The sequence below is a fragment of the Microbacterium sp. 11MF genome (genome assembly GCF_000383475.1).
GTDB lineage: Bacteria > Actinomycetota > Actinomycetes > Actinomycetales > Microbacteriaceae > Microbacterium > Microbacterium aquilitoris.
The window spans coordinates 932,606-950,624 of record NZ_KB911459.1 but is presented as its reverse complement, the minus strand read 5'-3'; the positions used below and the strand labels follow the sequence as shown (position 1 = coordinate 950,624).

Here is an 18,019-nt window from a genome sequence, read left to right as displayed (position 1 = left end):
CACTACCCGACGGAGCAATTTCTGTGAGACGCGCGAAGATCGTCGCCACTCTGGGTCCCGCCACCGAAAGCTACGAGATGGTCCGTGCCATCATCGACGCCGGTGTGGACGTGACCCGCTTCAACCTCAGCCACGGCGACTACGCCGACCACGACGCCCGCCTGGCGAACGTGCGCAAGGCGGCGGATGACGCCGGCCGTGCCGTCGCCGTCCTCGTCGACCTGCAGGGCCCCAAGATCCGGCTCGGCCGGTTCGCCGAAGGCCCGCACTTCCTCGCCGTCGGCGACGTCTTCAAGATCACGACCGAAGACATCTCCGGCACGAAGGACATCGTCGGCACGACGTTCAAGGGCCTGCCCGAAGACGTCAACAAGGGCGACTTCCTCCTGATCGACGACGGCAAGGTCCGCGTCCAGGTCACCGGTGTCGAGGGTCCGGTCGTCACGACCGAGGTCATCGTCGCGGGCTACGTGTCGAACAACAAGGGCATCAACCTGCCCGGCGTCGCCGTCAACGTCCCCGCGCTGTCCGACAAGGACGAGGCCGACCTCCGCTGGGGCCTGCGCGCCGGCGCCGACATCATCGCGCTGTCCTTCGTGCGCAACGCCGCCGATGTCACCCGCGTGCACGAGATCATGGCGGAGGAGGGCCGCAAGGTCCCCGTCATCGCCAAGATCGAGAAGCCGCAGGCCGTCGACGCCCTCGAGGAGATCATCGACGCCTTCGACGGCATCATGGTCGCCCGCGGCGACCTCGGCGTCGAGCTGCCCCTCGAGGCCGTGCCGATCGTCCAGAAGCGCGCCGTCGAGCTCTGCCGTCGCATGGCCAAGCCCGTCATCGTCGCGACTCAGATGCTCGAGACGATGATCGAGAACCCGGTTCCCACGCGCGCCGAGACGAGCGACGTCGCCAACGCCGTCCTCGACGGTGCGGACGCGGTCATGCTCTCGGGCGAGACGAGCGTCGGCAAGCACCCCGTCGGCGTCGTCGAGACGATGGCCCGCATCATCGACGCGACCGAGACGCACGGTCTCGAGCGCATCCCCCCGCTCACGGCCAAGCCCCGCACGCAGGGTGGCATCATCACCCTCGCCGCGAACGAGGTCGCCGAGTTCGTCGAGGCCAAGTACATCTGCCTCTTCACCGAGTCGGGCGACACGGCGCGTCGCATGTCGCGCCTGCGCCCCGGCATCCCGATGCTCGCCTTCACCATCGAGCCCGCGATCCGTCGCCGGATGGCGATGACGTGGGGCATCCAGTCGGCGCTCGTCGACCACGTCGCCCACACCGACCTCATGTTCCTGCAGGTGGACGACTACTTCCTGTCGCGCGGCCTGCTGGAAGAGGGCGACAAGGTCGTCGTGATCTCCGGGTCCCCTCCCGGAATCATCGGTGCGACCAACGACATCCGCATCCACAAGATCGGTGACGCCGTGCACGGCAAGGCCCCGATCTACAAGGCCGAGAGCTGATCCCTCGCCTGTGATGCACGAAACGGCGCCCCCTCGGGGGCGCCGTTTCGCTGTGGTGCCGGTGGTGGGAGTCGAACCCACACGCCCTTTCGGGCAACCGAGTTTGAGTCGGTCGCGTCTGCCATTCCGCCACACCGGCGCGCGCCTGATCGACGATACCGCAGGATGCGGGTGCGCCCTGGCCTAGGATGGACGAGTGACTGAGCAGGAACCCTCCCTCGCCCCCCAGGCAGCTCCCACCCCGCGACGCGTCGTCGTCGCGGAGGATGAGTCGCTGATCCGCCTCGACATCGTCGAGATCCTGCGCGACAGCGGCTTCGATGTGGTCGGCGAGGCGGGCGACGGCGAGACCGCCGTCCAGCTGGCCACCGAGCTCCGTCCCGACCTCGTCATCATGGATGTGAAGATGCCCATCCTCGACGGCATCAGCGCCGCCGAGAAGCTGAGCAAGAACCACGTCGCCCCCGTCGTCCTCCTCACCGCGTTCAGCCAGAAGGAGCTCGTCGAGCGGGCGAGCGAGGCCGGCGCGCTGGCCTACGTCGTGAAGCCCTTCACCCCGAACGACCTCCTGCCGGCGATCGAGATCGCCCTCGCGCGCTACGAGCAGATCATCACGCTCGAAGCCGAAGTCGCCGACATGGTCGAGCGCTTCGAGACCCGCAAGCTCGTCGACCGGGCCAAGGGCCTGCTCAACGAGAAGATGGGTCTGTCCGAGCCCGAGGCGTTCCGCTGGATCCAGAAGGCATCCATGGATCGTCGCCTCACGATGCAGGATGTCGCCAAGGCGATCATCGAGCAGCTGGCTCCCAAGAAGGCCTGACGCCTTCGTCATGATCGACGAACTCGACGTCCCCGTCACCCTCGCATCGCGAAACGGATCGGTGCGACTGCGGGGAGCGTCGCAGGACGACCTCGACGCGATCGTCGCGCTGCTGTCGGACGACCCGGTCAGCGCCGGTCGCGGAGATGTGGCGGCCGCGGAGGACCGGGGCCTCTACCTCCGTGGATTGCTGCGCACCCTGGACTCGGAGAGCAACGACGTGCTGGTCGTCGAGAGCGACGACCGCGTCGTCGGGACGATGCAGCTCACCGTCATCCCCGGGATGGCGCGTCGCGGCAGCACGAGGCTCCTCGTCGAAGCTGTCCGAGTCGCGAGCGCCGAGCGTTCAGCGGGGATCGGCGCCGCGATGATGACGTGGGTCGCCGACGTCGCCGCTCCTGCCGTCGGAGCATCCGTCGTGCAGTTGACGTCGGATGCCGCGCGCACCGACGCCCACCGGTTCTACACGCGCCTCGGGTTCGTCGACTCGCACGTCGGCTTCAAGCTCGCCGTCCCGCGCTGAGCGGATCAGGATGCCGGCAGGTCCCGCACCATGTTGGTGATCCGGACCGTCGAGCACCGGCGACCCTGATCGTCGGAGACGACGATCTCGTGGACCGTGAGGCTCCGGCCGAGATGCAGGGGTGTGCAGACCCCCGTCACCCATCCTTCGGTCGCCGAACGGGTGTGCGTCGCATTGATGTCGATGCCCACCGCGAGACGGCCGGGACCTGCGTGGAGATTGGCGTGCATCGACCCGAGCGACTCGCCGAGCACGACGTAGGCGCCGCCGTGCAGGAGGCCGACCGGCTGAGTGTTGCCGGCCACCGGCATCCGCGCCACTGCCCGCTCAGGCGAGAACTCGGTGAACTCCATGCCCATCTTCTCGGCGAGGGCTCCCATGCCCCGGCTCGTGACCCATTCGAGCGCGTCGGAGGGGAAGGACGCGGACTCGGGCATGGCGATTCACCTCGTGGATCGGGCGGTGCCGACGGGGCAACGCGGGGGAAGTCGATGTCGCGGGCCCGAACTAGGCTGGTCGGGTGAGCGACTCCGGAAAGCCTACTCTGCTCGTCGTCGACGGCCACTCGCTGGCCTACCGGGCGTTCTACGCCCTTCCCGTCGACAACTTCTCGACGAAGGACGGGCAGCACACCAACGGGATCTACGGCTTCCTCTCGATGTTCGTGAACCTCGTCAAGGCAGAGAAGCCGACGCACCTGGCCGTCGCCTTCGACACGTCGCGGCAGTCGTTCCGCACGCGCGTCTACGAGGAGTACAAGGCCAACCGCTCCGAGTCGCCCGCCGAGTTCAAGGGGCAGATCCCGCTGCTGCAGGACTGCCTCGCCGCCATGGGCGTGCCGGTGCTGACGAAGGAGGACTTCGAGGCCGACGACATCCTGGCGACCCTCGCGACGCAGGGGGTCGAGAGCGGCTACCAGGTGCTCGTGTGCTCCGGCGACCGTGACACGATCCAGCTGGTGACCGAGGACGTCACGCTCCTCTACCCGAGCGTCCAGGGCGTCTCGCAGCTGAAGCGCTACACCCCCGACGCGGTCGTCGAGAAGTACGGCCTCCCGCCCGAGAACTACCCGGACATCGCCGCGCTGGTGGGCGAGACGAGCGACAACCTGCCCGGCGTCCCGAAGGTGGGGGAGAAGACCGCGGTCAAGTGGATCACCCAGTTCGGTTCGCTCGACGCGCTCCTCGAGCGCGCCGATGAGATCAAGGGTGTCGTCGGTGGGAACCTCCGCGAGCACCTCGACGACGTCCGTCGCAACCGCCAGCTCAACCGCCTTCTGCGCGACGTCGAACTCGAGTACGCGCCCGAGGACCTCGTCATCCGCCCGCTCGACACCCAGGCGGTCCGCGACATCTTCGCTCGTCTGGAGTTCCGCACCCTTCTGCCGCGGGTGTTCGAAGCATTCGACGCGACCGACGAGCCGCCCGCGCCCGAGGTCTCGGCGCCCGAACCGCAGCAGACGGATGCCGCGACCCTGGCCGTGTGGCTGACGCAGCAGACGGGCGAACTGGCCCTGACGGTCACCGTCGCCGGCGGTCTTCCGACGCGCCTCGGCGTCGCGACGTCCGACACGGTCCACGAGGTCGACTGGGACGAGAGCGCCCGCGAGGCGCTCGCCCCGTGGCTCGGGAGCGACGCCGCGAAGATCATGACCGACGCGAAGCCGCAGGTGAAGGCCCTCCGCCGCGCCGGCGTTCGGCTGAGCGGGCTGACGTTCGACGTCCTGCTCGCGGGATGGCTGCTGCGTCCGAGCCTGCCCGACAAGACCCTCGCCGACCTCGTCGACCGCTACCTCGACGAGAAGCTGCCCGAAGCCGACCCGTCCCAGCTGGTCCCCGAGACCGAGGGCGCGACGCCGGGTCAGCTCGCCTGGTTCGCCCTGCGGGTGGCCGAGGCTGAACGGGCGGAGCTCCCGGCATCCGTCGGCGCCGTCCTGACTGACATCGAGCTCCCGTCCCTCGACGCCCTCGCCGACATGGAGCTCGCGGGGGTCTCGGTCTCGCGCGACAAGCTCTCGGGCTTCTCGGGCGAGCTGGCCGCACGTGCCGACGCGATCGCGCAGGAGGCATACGGCATCATCGGGCGCGAGGTGAACCTCGGCTCGCCCAAGCAGCTGCAGGAGGTGCTCTTCGACCAGCTGGAGCTGCCGAAGACCCGCAAGACGAAGACGGGGTACTCGACGGATGCCGCGGTCCTCGCCGACCTGCAGGAATCCCACCCGCATCCGTTCCTGGGGCTTCTCCTCCAGCACCGTGAGGCGTCGAAGCTCCGCCAGATCATCGAGTCGCTGACGGTCGGCATCGCCGACGACGGCCGTATCCACACGACCTACGTGCAGACCGGCAGTCAGACGGGTCGCCTCTCGAGCACCGACCCGAACCTGCAGAACATCCCCATCCGCAACGAGGAGTCGCGCCGCATCCGCGAAGCATTCGAAGTCGGCGAGGGCTACGAGACCCTGCTGACGGCGGACTACTCGCAGATCGAGATGCGCATCATGGCGCACCTGTCGGGTGATCCGGGGCTCATCGAGGCCTTCAACTCGGGTGAGGACCTGCACCGCTTCGTCGGCGCCCGTGTGTTCGGTGTGGAGCCCGCCGAGGTGACCGCGCCGATGCGCACGAAGGTGAAGGCGATGTCGTACGGCCTCGTCTACGGGCTGAGTGCCTTCGGTCTGTCGAAGCAGTTGCGCATCGAGCAGTCCGAGGCGAAGCAGCTCATGCTCGAGTACTTCGCCCGCTTCGGTTCCGTGCGCGACTATCTGCGCTCGTCCGTCGAGCAGGCGCGGATCGACGGCTACACCGAGACGATCTTCGGACGCCGCCGACCGTTCCCCGACCTGACGAGCCCGAACCGCGTGCTCCGCGAGAACGCCGAGCGCGCGGCGCTCAACGCCCCCATCCAGGGCAGCGCGGCCGACATCATGAAGATCGCGCTCGTCGAGATCCACAGCGACCTCCGTGAGAAGGGTCTGGCGTCGCGCGTGCTTCTGCAGATCCACGACGAACTCGTCGTCGAGGTGGCGACGGGGGAGTGGGACGCGGTCGAGGAGATCGTCCGCGCCCGGATGGGGGACGCGGCGGAACTCTCCGTCCCGCTCGACGTGCAGATCGGCCGCGGCACCGACTGGGACGAAGCGGCTCACTGACGTCCGGCGGTGCGACGCTCTACGCTCGAGGGATGACCGACGCACAACGCACGCCCACTCCGATCGACACGATCGCGGACCGCTGGGTGGACACGCTGGCAGAGCTCTCACCGAGTCTCGCGACCTACATCGGACGCACCGAGCACAACGGCCGTCTCGATGACTTCTCACCGGAGGGACACGACCGCCTCGCTGCTGCGGCGGGCGAGACGCTTCGCGCCCTGCAGGCCGCGGACGCGGTCGATGACGTCGACGAGGTCACGAAGATGGACCTCTCGGCGGAGCTCGGGCTGCAGCTCGACCTGCACGCGGCGAAGTCGCACCTGCGCGACCTCAACGTGATCGCCTCGCCGTCTCAGGACATCCGCGCGGCATTCGACCTCATGCCGACCGACACCGTCGAGGACTGGTCCGTCGTCGCCACGCGCCTCGCGGCCATCCCGACGGCGCTCGGCGGATACATCGAGACGCTCCGGCAGGGGATCGCCGAGGGCGTCGTCCCCGCGCGTCGCCAGGTCCGCGAGGTCGTGACGCAGATCGCGCGATACACGAGCGACACCGGCTTCTTCGCGACCTTCGTCGGCGATGCGGCCCCCGCCGACGGTCACCTTCCCGCCTCGCTCGCGCGCGAGCTCGCCGACAATTCGGGCGCCGCTCGTGTCGCATACGACCAGCTCGCGGCGTTCCTCCGCGACGAACTGGCACCGGCGGCCACCGAGGTGGATGCCGTGGGCCGGGAGCTCTACGCGCTCCACTCGCGTCGGTTCCTCGGCGCGACGATCGACCTCGACGAGACCTACGAATGGGGCGTCGAGGAGCTTTCGCGGATGGTCGCCGAGCAGGAGTCGATCGCGAACGAGATCCAGGCCGGTGCCAGCGTCGAGGAGGCCGTCGCCTTCCTCGAGCAGGACGAGGCGCGGAAGCTCCGCGGCACCGAGGCGCTGCAGAAGTGGATGCAGGAGACCAGCGATCGCGCCGTCGAGGAACTCGGACGCACCCACTTCGACATCCCCGACCCGATCCGTCGCCTCGAATGCATGATCGCGCCGACGAACGAGGGCGGCATCTACTACACCGGCCCGACGGACGACTTCTCGCGGCCCGGCCGGATGTGGTGGTCGGTCCCCGAGGGCGTCGACACCTTCGACACCTGGCGGGAGCTCACGACGGTCTACCACGAGGGTGTTCCGGGGCACCACCTGCAGATCGCGCAGGCGGTCTACAACCGGACCGAGCTGAACTCGTGGCGGCGCCTGCTCGCCGGTTCCAGCGGACACGCCGAGGGGTGGGCCCTGTACGCCGAGCGACTCATGGCGGAGCTCGGCTACCTCGACGACCCCGCGGACCGCCTGGGCATGCTCGACGGACAGCGGATGCGGGCGGCCCGCGTGGTCCTCGACATCGGCGTCCATCTCGGCAAGCCGCGGCTCGACGGCACCGGTACGTGGGACGCCGACTACGCTCTCGAGTTCATGCGGCGGAACGTCAACATGTCCGACGAGTTCATCCAGTTCGAGGTGAACCGCTACCTCGGGTGGCCGGGTCAGGCACCGTCGTACAAGGTCGGCCAGCGGATCTGGGAGCAGATCCGCGACGAGGCCGCTCAGCGCGGGGGTTCCGACTTCGACATCAAGAGCTTCCACATGCGAGCACTCCGCCTCGGCGGCGTCGGGCTCGACACCCTCCGTGCCGCCCTGCGCGACAGCTGACAAGACGTCGAAACTCTCCGTCGGGGGATGCCGGGAATATCCGGCATCCCCCGACGTTCATGCATCTGAATGAAAGGGGCGGACATGACCGCTGTGGAACTTGGCCTGGACACGTTCGGCGACATCACCGTCGATGAGAACGGCGACAAGGTATCGGGCGCTCAGGCGATCCGGAATCTCGTCGCGCAGGCGACCCTCGCCGATCAGGTGGGCGTCGACTTCATCGGCGTGGGGGAGCACCACCGCGCGGACTACTCCGTGTCGAGCCCCGAGATCGTCCTCGCGGCGATCGCCGCGCAGACCGAACGCATCCGCGTCGGCACCGCTGTGACCGTCCTCTCCAGCGACGATCCGGTACGCGTATACGAGCGCTTCGCGACGCTGTCGGCGATCTCGAACGGTCGCGCTGAGGTCATCCTCGGACGCGGATCCTTCATCGAGTCCTTCCCGCTCTTCGGGTTCGACCTCTCCGACTACGAAGCCCTCTTCGAAGAGCGGCTCGAGTTGTTCTCGCTGCTCCGGACGGAGAAGCCGGTCACGTGGCAGGGATCGACCCGGGCCCCTCTCACCGACGCGGACGTCTTCCCCAAGACCGAGCACGGCTTCCGCGCCTGGGTGGGCGTGGGCGGATCGCCCGAGTCGGTCATCCGCACCGCCCGCTACGGGTACGGGCTGATGCTGGCCATCATCGGCGGCCCGGCGGCCCGCTTCCGCCCCTACGTCGACCTGTACCACCGCGCCGTCGGAGAGCTCGGCACCGAGGCTCAGCCCATCGGCATCCACTCTCCGGGATACATCGCCGACACGGACGAGCAGGCGTGGGAAGAGGCCTACCCGGGCTTCGAAGCGCAGAACAACTCGATCGGCCGCGACCGCGGCTGGCCTCCCTACAGCCGGATGCGGTTCCAGCACGAGGTCGGCCCGGAGGGTTCGATCTACGCCGGATCACCCGAGACGGTGGCGCGCAAGATCGCCGACACCATCACGACCCTCGGCGCCTCGCGATTCGATCTCAAGTACGCCAACGGCACTCTCGGGCACGAGAAGCTGATGCGTTCGATCGAGCTCTACGGCACCAAGGTGATTCCGATGGTCCGCGAGATGCTCGGCGAGTGAGCCCGGATCGGCGCTCCCCTCGTACGATGCAGGGATGACCACGACCACGACGGGCTCCGTCGCCAGCCGGCTCGACCGTCTGCCGTTCACCCGGACCCACCTGCGTGTCCTGACCGGTTCGGGCGCCGGCTGGGCCTTGGACGCGATGGACGTCGGGCTGATCTCGTTCGTCATCGCCGCGCTGGTCAGCGAGTGGGACCTCACGCCGGCCTCGACATCGTGGATCGCCTCCGCGGGCTTCGCGGGCATGGCGATCGGCGCGACCGTCGGCGGTCTGCTCGCCGACCGCATCGGCCGGCGATCGGTCTTCGCCCTCACCCTGCTCGTCTACGGCGTCGCCACCGGCGCGAGCGCCCTCGCCGGTGGTCTCGTGGCTCTGATCGCGCTGCGGTTCCTGGTGGGACTGGGGCTCGGCGCCGAGCTGCCCGTCGCCAGCACCTACGTGAGCGAGTTCGCGCCGGCCCGGATGCGGGGGCGGATCATCGTCGTCCTCGAAGCGTTCTGGGCCGTCGGGTGGACGGCATCCGCCCTGATCGGCTACCTCGTCATCCCGTCGGTCGCCGAGGGGTGGCGCTGGGCCCTCGCGATCGGCGCCGTCCCCGCGGTCTACGCCCTCGTGGTGCGCTGGGGTCTCCCCGAGTCGCCACGCTGGCTGGCCTCCCGCGGACGGGTCTCCGACGCGGAGCGGATCGTCTCCGACCTCGAAGCATCGCGCCCACTGTTCGGACGGACGTCGACCGACTCCGCGCTCGCCCCGGACGCCCCGGCAGCACCCGCGACGACGGTGGGGATGCGGCTGCGCGGCCTCTGGGCCCCCGACGTGCGCGTGCGCACCGCCGCACTCTGGGTCGTCTGGTTCTGCGTGAACTTCTCGTACTACGGCGCCTTCATCTGGATCCCGACGCTCCTCGTGTCGCAGGGGTTCGGTCTGGTGCGCAGTTTCGAGTTCACGCTGCTCATCACCCTGGCCCAGCTGCCCGGATACGCCGTCGCCGCGTGGCTGATCGAGAAGTGGGGGCGGCGCGCGACGCTCTCGGTGTTCCTCGCCGGTTCCGCGGTCGCCGCGATCCTGTTCGGACAGGCGACGACGGTGCCGACGATCCTCGCCACGGGGATGGCGCTGTCGTTCTTCAACCTCGGCGCCTGGGGCGCCCTCTACGCCGTGACGCCCGAGACCTACGCCACGACCCTTCGGGCGACCGGTGCCGGCTGGGCGGCGGGCATCGGCCGCATCGCCTCGATCCTCGCGCCTCCGGTCGTCCCCGCGCTCCAAGCGCTCGGCGGCATCCCGCTCGTCTTCATCGTGCTGAGTGCCTTCTTCGCGGTCGCGGCGGCCGCCGCGTGGGGGCTCGCCGAGTCGCGAGGTCGCAGCCTCGCGGACTGATCGACGGCTGCGACTCGTAGGCTGGCGGGATGTCACAGGAAGTCCGCTACGTCGCGATCGGGGATTCGTTCACGGAGGGCGTGGGTGACGAGCTGCCCGACGGGACGGTCCGAGGCTGGGCCGACCTGGTCGCGCAGGGATGGGCCGATTCGCGAGGCGAGGCGATCTCGTACGCGAACCTCGCCGTACGCGGCAAGCTCATCGGACCGATCGTCGACGAGCAGTTGGAGCGCGCCCTCGCCCTGAACCCGACGCACCTCTCGTTCAACGGCGGCGGCAACGACATGCTCCGCCCCCGCACTCCCATCGCCCGTGTCGCCGACGTCTTCTCGCAGGTGCTGCGGCGCTGCGATGAAGAGGGCGTCACGATGATCGTCCTGTCGGGGGCCAACCCGTCGGCGCAACTGCCGCTGTCGGGGCTTATCCAGCGCCGCGGCGATGAGCTGTCGCGCGCGGTGACGGAACGGATCCGCGGTCGTGATGACCTCGTCGTCGCGCTCAACTGGCCGGACGCCGAGCTCTCGGACCCCTCGTTCTGGTCGGCGGATCGTCTCCACATGAACTCCCGAGGCCACCATCGGGTCGCGGCACGCGTCCTCGAGGCCCTCGGCGAACGACCGCCCGCGCAGTGGTGGCGGCTCGACGAGGCGGACTCGGCGGTGTCCCTGAGTCGCGCCCGCTACTTCCGCGAACACCTCGGCCCGTGGCTTCGGCGACGTCTCACGGGCACATCCTCCGGCGACGGCCGACCGGCCAAATACGGTGACTGGCTCACCGTGCAACCGCGAGCCACAGCCTGATTCCGCCCCCTGTCAAGGGCTATCAGGTTCCTGTCAGGGTCGGGGATGATCGGAGCACACCGCCAAGAGAGGGAGTGTGCGCATGAGCATCGGAACCGGAATCGTGCTGTTCGTCATCGGAGCCATCCTGACGTTCGCCATCGACGTCGACGTCCAGTACGTCGACCTCGACCTGATCGGCTACATCCTGATGGGCGCCGGTGTCGTCGTCTTCATCCTCGGCCTCGTGCTGATGATGCGTCGGCGTTCCAGCGAGTCCACCGTCCGAACGGTGGACCCCGTCGCGGGGGAGCGGGTCACCCGCTCCGAGACGCGGACGTCGGGAGACGGCACCGTCTGACACGCGACAGACATCGAACGACCCGTTCCTCCCGGAGCGGGTCGTTCGTCGTTCCGGTCAGACGCGCCGGCGGGGCTCGTCCATCCCGATATGGATGCGGGTGCGCCGCCGTTCGATGCTGATGAACACCGCACCGAGGACCCACAGCGGAATCTGGACGAGGAACGCGATGCGGAAGGCATCGAGTCGGTAGGTGTCGGGGGTGCCCGCTCCCTGCAGATCGAGCACGAAGCCGATCGCGAAGATCGCGAGGAGGGCGGCGAGGAAGCCACCCGCATTGGTGACCCCGGTCGCCGTGCTGAGCCGGTGCGACGGATTGTGCGTCCGAGCGTGGTCGAAGGCGATCATCGACGCCGGCCCGCCCATGGCGAGAGCGATGAGCAGAATGACGAGGAGCCAGATCGGTGAACGCCCCGGCCAAAGGATGACGGCCGACCACGCCAGCAGTTGGAACCCGACAGCGGGAAGCACGAGGGCACGCGATCTCCGGTGGGGCGCTCTCCGCGACAGCTCTCCGAGGACGGGACCGAGCGCCATCCCGGCGAAGACGTAGATCGAGGTGAGCGCGCCGGCTTGGCCCACGGTGAGCCCTTCGCCCGCGGTGAGGTACGGGAAACCCCACAGCAGGATGAACGCGGTGCCCGCGAAAGGCGTCGTGAAGTGCGACCAGAAAGCCAGTCGCGTCCCCGGGTGGGCGAGTGCTGCGCGGATGCCGACCCCGGTGTCGATCGTCGACGTCACGACGCGGATGGCGCCGGTGTCGGTGTCGACGCTGACGTCGCGCGCGAGTTCGGGCGGGCGGTTGCGGACGATCGCGAAGACGAGGATCGCGAAGAGCACGCAGAGCCCGGCGATCCCCCCGAACGTCACGCTCCAGTCCGTCGCGTGGAGGACGGCGGCGATGGGGATGACCGCGATGAGCTGACCCGCTTGCCCGAGGATGCCGGTCAACTGCACCATGAGCGGCCCGCGCTGTGCCGGGAACCACGTCGCCACCAGGCGAAGGACAGCGGGGAAGACGGCGGCATCGCCCGCTCCGAGCAGCATGCGCGCGACGATCGCCACGCCGACGCTGGGGGACAGGGCCATCGTCAGCTGGCCGGCCGCCATCAGCAGCATCCCGATCGTGATGATGGGTCGGGAGCCGTAGCGGTCGAGGAGGACGCCCACGGGGATCTGCATACCGCCGTAGACGGCGAGCTGGACCACCGCGAACAGCGACAGGGTCGCGGCATCCGCCTGGAACCGGTCGGCGGCGTCGACGCCCACCGCAGCCAGGGACGTGCGGTTGGTGACGGCCAACATGTACGCGGCGACACCGGTGCCCCAGATGAGCCAGGCTCGCAGACCCGGACCGTTCGCTCGTCCGACTGCGTCCACCCGCCCACGCTACTCTCCGCCGGGCGTACGCTGAGGCCACACCACCGGATGAGCGGAGAACGGCATGAAGGCGACCATCGGCGAGACGGTCATCGCAGAGGCGAATGACGACGAGATCATCCGGATCGAAGGGAACGCCTATTTCCCGCCGGCATCCGTCAAAGAGGGCGTGCTGGTCGAGAGCCCGACGCCGTACACGTGCCCGTGGAAGGGCGAATGTCAGTACTTCCACATCGAGGCCGGTTCGGAACGCCTGTCCGACGGCGCCTGGTCGTACCCGAACCCGTACCCGTCCGCATTCGACCGTGTGGATGCGGACTTCTCGGGCTACGTCGCCTTCGCGCCCGGGGTCACCGTCGGAGCCTGATCACTCCTCCAGCGGGCCGAGAAGGGGACGGGGAACGAACCGCGCCGTCTCGGCCAGAGGCTGTTCGAGCTCGACGACCGTCAGGGTGTTCCTTCCGGCACGGGTGACGGGCGCCGGCACGTAGAGCGTCTGCTGCGGTCCGTTGGACCAGTAGCGACCGAGCAGGAAGTCGCCGACGAAGACGTACCCCTTCCCCCACCCCGTGGTGTCGAGGTAGAGGTCGGTCGCTGTCTCGAGGTCGAAAGCGCCCTCCGCCACCGACAGCTCGGGCGCCGCCGAGGCGTCCTCGAGGAGGACCGGCGTCGTCCGCCAGCCTGCGAGATCCCGGCCGTCGACGGTCACCGGACCGATGAGACCCTTCACCTCGCCCAGCCGTTCGGCGTAGTTCACACGCCCCTGCTCCTCGACCAGGATCGAGAGCGCCGAGCCCCGTGGCAGCCCGAGGGCGTGTTCGTGGCGCGTCCGCGAGAGCGATCCGATCCGGATGCCGTCGACCGAGACCCACGCCTGGTCGCGGACCTCGCCGATCGCGAGGACGCCGCCGGGGAATCCGTCCGGCAGCGCGACGTCGTAGCGGAGGAGCGTGCCGGTGTGAGCGGCATCCTCGAACGTGACCCTCCCGGGCAGTGAGCGCTGCACTCCGGCGTCGGACGTGCGGCGCGGAGTCAGGGCGACGGAGAACTCCGGACGGGGCGTCGCCGACGGCGGCAGGTCGTCCGGGACGACGGCGTACTTCGCGATCACCTCTCGGAACGCGTGGAACTTCGCCGTGGGATCGCCGGCTTCGTCGAGCGGGGCGTCGTAGTCGTAGGACGTCACGATGGGCAGGTACCGGCCCTTGTCGTTCGCGCCGTTGGTCGTGCCGAAATTCGTCCCGCCGTGGAACATGTAGATGTTCACCGAGGCTCCGGCGGCCAGGAGGTCGTCCAGTTCGGCAGCGGCGGCGCCGGCATCCGTCGTGTGATGCGTGCTGCCCCACCAGTCGAACCATCCGTCCCAGAACTCCGAGCACATGAGGGGTCCCGTGGGCTGGTGCTGTCGGAGGGTGGCGAGACGTTCGCCGGCCCGTGAGCCGAACGAACCGGTCAGATGGATGCCGGGGAGCGACCCGGCCTCGAGCATGTCGGGCTCGGGCTGGTCGACCGTGGTGAGCGGCACCGTGATGCCCGCATCCCTCGTCACGCGGACCAGCTCCGCCAGGTAGTCCTTGTCCGAGCCGTAGGCACCGTACTCGTTCTCGATCTGGACGAGGACGACGTTGCCGCCGCGGTCGATCTGACGGGGCGCGACGATGCGGTACACGCGGCGCAGGTAGGTCTCGAGCGCTGCCTGATAGGCGGCATCCGTCTGTCGCAACCGGATGCCGGGGGTCGCCGTCAGCCAGGTCGGGAGGCCCCCGTTGTGCCACTCGGCGCAGATATACGGGCCGGGGCGGACGATGGCGTGCAGCCCTTCGGCGGCGATCAGGTCGAGGAAGCGGCCAAGGTCCAGGCCGTCCTCCTCGCTCCACTGGCCCTCGACGGGCTCGTGCGCGTTCCAGGCGACGTAGGTCTCGATCGTGTTGAGCCCCATGAGGCGTGCTTTGCGGATGCGGTCGGCCCAGTCGCCGGGATGGATCCGGAAATAGTGCATCGCGCCGGAGATGATCCGATGGGGCCGGCCGTCCAGCAGGAAGTCGCGGTCGCCGATGGCGAAAGTGCTCATGTGATCTCCGCTCGGAGCTGTTCGTCCGGGTACCCGCCTGCGTCGAGGAGGGGTGACGTGCCGCTGCGCGAACTGCTATGTTTACGCAATCATGTCGCCTCAGCGTAGCACGCGACCGGCCCCGGAGACGGGTGCCGATGCACCCCTCGACGAGCCTGTGGCACGTCGTGGCGGAACACCTCATGGCGTGCCCACGCAGGCCGACGTCGCTCGCCACGCGGGCGTCTCGGCGCAGACGGTCTCCCGCGTCGTTACGGGCGGCGCGCGGGTGGACGAGCCGACGCGGGAGCGCGTCCTGGCGAGCATGCGGGAACTCGGATACCGGCCGAACCGGGCGGCGCGTGCGCTGCGCTCAGCCCGGTATCGGAGCATCGGCGTCATCATGAGCGATCTGACGTCGTACGGTAGCGTCCGCACGTGGGAGGCGATCTCCCGCGCGGGCGCGGCATCCGGCTATGCGGTCGCCCTCGTGCCGACCTCGCGATTCGACCGCAGCGCCGTCGCCGAGGCGATCGAGCGTGCGCGAGACCAGGCCGTCGACGGGCTCGTCATCGCGATCGGCGATCACCTCTCGGCGGGAGAGGATCTGCCCCTTCCCGACGACCTGCCCGTCGTCGTGGTCGATGCGTCCGCCCTCGACGACCGCTCCTTCGTCGACACCGATCAGACGATGGGCGCCGGTCAAGCCGTGACGCACCTCCTCGAGCTCGGGCACGAGACCGTCCACCATGTGGCGGGCCCGGTGAGCTCGTATTCCGCCGTCCGCCGCGAGCAGGGATGGCGGGTGGCGCTGACCGCCGCGGGGCGGACGGCCCCCACCCTCGAGCGCGGGGACTGGAGTGCGCAGTCTGGATACGACGCAGGATGCCGTCTGCGCGGGGAACCCGCCGTGACCGCCGTGTTCGCGGCCAACGATCAGATGGCCCTCGGGGTGCTCCGCGCGTTCCACGAGGCCGGCGTCGCGATTCCTTCGCAGGTCAGCGTCGTGGGCTTCGACGACATGCCCGAGGCGGGGCAGTTCTGGCCGCCGCTCACCTCCGTCCACCAGGAGTTCGAGCAGGTCGGGCGCGCGGCCGTCGACGTCCTCCTCGCGCGCATCGACGACGCCGCCGCCGTCCATCGACTGTTCGTCCCCACCCGACTGGTCGTGCGCGGGAGCACGGCCACCGCTCCCCGAAAGGCGACCTCATGACGTTCCACCCCTCGCACACCGGCGTGCTCTGGCGCGGCGACGGACAGACCGTCTCGATCGAGGCCTGGGGGAGCGGCGTGCGCGTGCGCGCCGCTCTCGGCCCGATCGACGACGCTCCCGGCGCCCTCGTCGAGGTGCCCGACTCCCGCGCCGAAGTGTCCATCGAGGGCGCCGTCGCGACCATCGCGGCCGGTGGGGTCCGCGTCGTCGCCGAGGAAGAGGATTACCACGACTGGTCGGTGGGGTTCCACACACCCCGACTGCGGTTGCAGGTGCAGGATGCCGACGGCCGCCTCCTGTTTGAGGAGATCCGCGACGGCGGGGCCCTCAAACTCGCCGCGCGCGAGTTCCGTCCGACCGAAGGCGGCGACCACCGGCTGCGGCTGAGCCTCGCCGCCCCGGCGGACGAGCACCTCGTCGGGATGGGGCTGTACCAGCAGAACCTGGTCGACCTGAAGGGCACGGTGCTCGAGCTCGCGCACCGCAACTCGCAGACCTCCGTCCCGTTCGTCGTCTCGAGTGCCGGGTACGGCTTCCTCTGGAACCTCCCCGCGATCGGCCGCGCCGTGTTCGGGGCGAATCGCACCGAATGGGAAGCCGAGAGCGCGACCCAGTTCGACTGGTGGGTGTGCGCGGATCCGCGTCCGTCGCAGATCGCCGCCGCGTACGCGGAAGCCACGGGTCATGCGCCGATGATGCCGGAATACGGCCTCGGGTTCTGGCAGTGCAAGCTGCGCTATTCGACCCAGGACGAGCTCCTGGCGGTCGCGCGCGAGTACCGCCGCCGCGGCATCCCGATCGACGTCATCGTGGCCGACTTCTTCCACTGGCGGTGGATGGGGGACTGGAGCTTCGAGGAGGAGTTCTGGCCCGACCCCGCCGCGATGACGGCGGAGCTCCGCGAGCTCGGGATCGAGCTCATGGTGTCGGTCTGGCCGCAGGTGGTGCCGCAGTCCGAGAACTGGGACGAGCTGCGCGATAGGAACATGCTCGTGCGCACCCGGCGCGGGATCGACGTCCAGTACTACTTCGACGGCCAATACACGCGGTTCCTCGACGTGACCGAACCCCGGGCGCGCGAGTTCCTGTGGCAGAAGCTCGCCGAGAACTACGGCGCCTACGGCATCACCGCGTTCTGGCTCGATGAGGCCGAACCCGAGTACGGGGCCTATCACTTCGAGAACTACCGGCTCGCTGCGGGGTCGAGCGCACAGGTCGCCAACCTCTACCCGCGGGAGTTCACCCGCGCGATCGCGGACGGCCTCCGTGCCGACGGCAACGATCAGCCGGTCTCGCTCGTCCGGGCGGCCTGGGCCGGATCGCAGCGGCACGGCGCGCTGGTGTGGTCGGGCGATGTCCACTCGACCTTCGCAGACCTGAAGGCGCAGATCGCCGCGGGGATCCACATGGGGGCCGCCGGCATCCCCTGGTTCACGACCGACATCGGCGGGTTCACCGGCGGCGATGTACGGGAGCCCGCGTTCCACGAGCTCCTCATCCGCTGGTTCCAGTTCGGGGCCTTCAGTCCCGTCATGCGTCTGCACGGCGATCGCGTACCCGGGATCCCCGTCGTAGACGCCCAAGGCGTCGCGCGCGTCGGGTCCGGGGCCGACAACGAGGTGTGGAGTTTCGGCGAGCAGATCGAGGCCCTCCTCGTGGAGTACATCCGGCTGCGAGAGGACCTGCGGGACTACACCCGCGAGGCGATGGCGGACGCTCACCGTGACGGAGCCCCCGTCATGCGCGGCATGTTCTTCGAGTTCCCCGACGACGAGCGGGCGTGGACGACACCGGGGCAGTACCTTTTCGGGCCCGACATCCTCATCGCCCCGGTGACCGAGCCGGGGGCGACCCGGTGGGACGTCTACCTGCCCGCGGGGACGGCATGGACCGACGCGCGGAGCGGAGCGTCGCACGCCGGCGGTCAGACCGTGACGGTCGACGCCCCTCTCGCGTCGATTCCCGTGTTCCACCGCGGTGGCCGCGTCGGATCGGCGCTCGCCCGACTCGCTGACCTGCCCGACATCCGCCTGTCCTGATCCGACCTCACACCCTCGATGGAGA

At 69.2% G+C, this 18,019-nt stretch carries 15 protein-coding genes and 1 tRNA gene; 12 read left to right on the top strand and 4 right to left on the bottom strand.

Annotation, left to right across the window (positions count from 1 at the left end):
* The first annotated feature begins 23 nt into the window (after positions 1-23).
* Positions 24-1,472 carry a pyruvate kinase gene (gene pyk, locus H286_RS0104655; RefSeq protein WP_020097281.1) on the top strand — a complete coding sequence of 483 codons (1,449 nt, stop codon included), beginning with the start codon at positions 24-26 and terminating at the stop codon, positions 1,470-1,472.
* A 53-nt stretch (positions 1,473-1,525) separates the two neighbouring features.
* Here the strand turns inward: pyk and H286_RS0104650 are convergent.
* Positions 1,526-1,611: transfer RNA gene (locus tag H286_RS0104650), tRNA-Leu, on the bottom strand.
* Positions 1,612-1,668: 57 nt separating this feature from the next.
* Here H286_RS0104650 and H286_RS0104645 point away from each other — a divergent pair.
* Both H286_RS0104645 and H286_RS0104640 read left to right on the top strand, forming a co-directional pair.
* Positions 1,669-2,292: an ANTAR domain-containing response regulator gene (locus H286_RS0104645; protein ID WP_018186777.1), complete on the top strand. Its 624-nt coding sequence runs from the start codon at positions 1,669-1,671 to the stop codon at positions 2,290-2,292.
* 10 nt (positions 2,293-2,302) lie between these two features.
* Positions 2,303-2,815, top strand: a complete 513-nt coding sequence (locus tag H286_RS0104640) for a GNAT family N-acetyltransferase (protein ID WP_018186778.1) — start codon at positions 2,303-2,305, stop codon at positions 2,813-2,815.
* Positions 2,816-2,820: 5 nt separating this feature from the next.
* On the opposite strand, the gene H286_RS0104635 is transcribed toward H286_RS0104640, so the two are convergent.
* On the bottom strand, positions 2,821-3,252 hold the full coding sequence (locus H286_RS0104635) for a hotdog fold thioesterase (protein WP_020097280.1): 432 nt from the start codon (positions 3,250-3,252) through the stop codon (positions 2,821-2,823).
* Between the two features lie 83 nt (positions 3,253-3,335).
* Here H286_RS0104635 and polA point away from each other — a divergent pair, with 83 nt between their 5' ends.
* From polA to H286_RS0104605, 6 genes are all read left to right on the top strand, one after another.
* Positions 3,336-5,963, top strand: a complete 2,628-nt coding sequence (polA, locus tag H286_RS0104630) for a DNA polymerase I (RefSeq protein WP_020097279.1) — start codon at positions 3,336-3,338, stop codon at positions 5,961-5,963.
* A 32-nt stretch (positions 5,964-5,995) separates the two neighbouring features.
* Positions 5,996-7,672, top strand: coding sequence for a DUF885 domain-containing protein (locus H286_RS0104625; protein WP_020097278.1), 1,677 nt, complete (start codon positions 5,996-5,998; stop codon positions 7,670-7,672).
* Positions 7,673-7,756: 84 nt separating this feature from the next.
* Entirely contained in the window at positions 7,757-8,788 is a 1,032-nt protein-coding gene (locus tag H286_RS0104620; protein ID WP_020097277.1) for an LLM class flavin-dependent oxidoreductase, read from the top strand.
* A 34-nt stretch (positions 8,789-8,822) separates the two neighbouring features.
* On the top strand, positions 8,823-10,172 hold the full coding sequence (locus H286_RS0104615; protein WP_020097276.1) for an MFS transporter: 1,350 nt from the start codon (positions 8,823-8,825) through the stop codon (positions 10,170-10,172).
* A 29-nt stretch (positions 10,173-10,201) separates the two neighbouring features.
* Positions 10,202-10,972 carry an SGNH/GDSL hydrolase family protein gene (locus H286_RS0104610; RefSeq protein WP_020097275.1) on the top strand — a complete coding sequence of 257 codons (771 nt, stop codon included), beginning with the start codon at positions 10,202-10,204 and terminating at the stop codon, positions 10,970-10,972.
* Between the two features lie 82 nt (positions 10,973-11,054).
* Positions 11,055-11,312: a DUF6458 family protein gene (locus tag H286_RS0104605; RefSeq protein ID WP_018186785.1), complete on the top strand. Its 258-nt coding sequence runs from the start codon at positions 11,055-11,057 to the stop codon at positions 11,310-11,312.
* 57 nt (positions 11,313-11,369) lie between these two features.
* Here the strand turns inward: H286_RS0104605 and H286_RS0104600 are convergent, their stop codons facing one another.
* Complete coding sequence (locus H286_RS0104600) at positions 11,370-12,692, bottom strand: MFS transporter (RefSeq protein ID WP_020097274.1); 1,323 nt, start codon at positions 12,690-12,692, stop codon at positions 11,370-11,372.
* A gap of 64 nt (positions 12,693-12,756) precedes the next feature.
* Between H286_RS0104600 and H286_RS0104595 the strand changes: the two genes are divergently transcribed.
* On the top strand, positions 12,757-13,059 hold the full coding sequence (locus tag H286_RS0104595; protein ID WP_020097273.1) for a DUF427 domain-containing protein: 303 nt from the start codon (positions 12,757-12,759) through the stop codon (positions 13,057-13,059).
* Here H286_RS0104595 and H286_RS0104590 read toward each other — a convergent pair whose 3' ends face one another.
* The gene (locus H286_RS0104590; protein WP_020097272.1) at positions 13,060-14,763 is read right to left on the bottom strand and encodes a glycoside hydrolase family 35 protein; all 1,704 of its coding nucleotides are present in this window, start codon (positions 14,761-14,763) and stop codon (positions 13,060-13,062) included.
* A gap of 187 nt (positions 14,764-14,950) precedes the next feature.
* Here H286_RS0104590 and H286_RS0104585 point away from each other — a divergent pair, with 187 nt between their 5' ends.
* Both H286_RS0104585 and H286_RS0104580 read left to right on the top strand, forming a co-directional pair.
* The gene (locus tag H286_RS0104585) at positions 14,951-15,955 is read left to right on the top strand and encodes a LacI family DNA-binding transcriptional regulator (protein ID WP_020097271.1); all 1,005 of its coding nucleotides are present in this window, start codon (positions 14,951-14,953) and stop codon (positions 15,953-15,955) included.
* Positions 15,952-17,994 carry a glycoside hydrolase family 31 protein gene (locus H286_RS0104580; protein ID WP_020097270.1) on the top strand — a complete coding sequence of 681 codons (2,043 nt, stop codon included), beginning with the start codon at positions 15,952-15,954 and terminating at the stop codon, positions 17,992-17,994. The genes H286_RS0104585 and H286_RS0104580 overlap by 4 nt, the downstream gene beginning before the upstream one ends.
* The last annotated feature ends 25 nt before the right edge of the window (positions 17,995-18,019 follow it).

What these genes read in the sequence shown, in the direction of transcription:
- H286_RS0104640 (WP_018186778.1), top strand. Translation starts at nt 2,303, where the DNA reads ATGATCGACGAACTCGACGTCCCCGTCACCCTCGCATCGCGAAACGGA.
- H286_RS0104635 (WP_020097280.1), bottom strand. Translation starts at nt 3,252, where the DNA reads ATGCCCGAGTCCGCGTCCTTCCCCTCCGACGCGCTCGAATGGGTCACG.
- H286_RS0104625 (WP_020097278.1), top strand. Translation starts at nt 5,996, where the DNA reads ATGACCGACGCACAACGCACGCCCACTCCGATCGACACGATCGCGGAC.
- H286_RS0104620 (WP_020097277.1), top strand. Translation starts at nt 7,757, where the DNA reads ATGACCGCTGTGGAACTTGGCCTGGACACGTTCGGCGACATCACCGTC.
- H286_RS0104615 (WP_020097276.1), top strand. Translation starts at nt 8,823, where the DNA reads ATGACCACGACCACGACGGGCTCCGTCGCCAGCCGGCTCGACCGTCTG.
- H286_RS0104610 (WP_020097275.1), top strand. Translation starts at nt 10,202, where the DNA reads ATGTCACAGGAAGTCCGCTACGTCGCGATCGGGGATTCGTTCACGGAG.
- H286_RS0104605 (WP_018186785.1), top strand. Translation starts at nt 11,055, where the DNA reads ATGAGCATCGGAACCGGAATCGTGCTGTTCGTCATCGGAGCCATCCTG.
- H286_RS0104595 (WP_020097273.1), top strand. Translation starts at nt 12,757, where the DNA reads ATGAAGGCGACCATCGGCGAGACGGTCATCGCAGAGGCGAATGACGAC.
- H286_RS0104590 (WP_020097272.1), bottom strand. Translation starts at nt 14,763, where the DNA reads ATGAGCACTTTCGCCATCGGCGACCGCGACTTCCTGCTGGACGGCCGG.
- H286_RS0104580 (WP_020097270.1), top strand. Translation starts at nt 15,952, where the DNA reads ATGACGTTCCACCCCTCGCACACCGGCGTGCTCTGGCGCGGCGACGGA.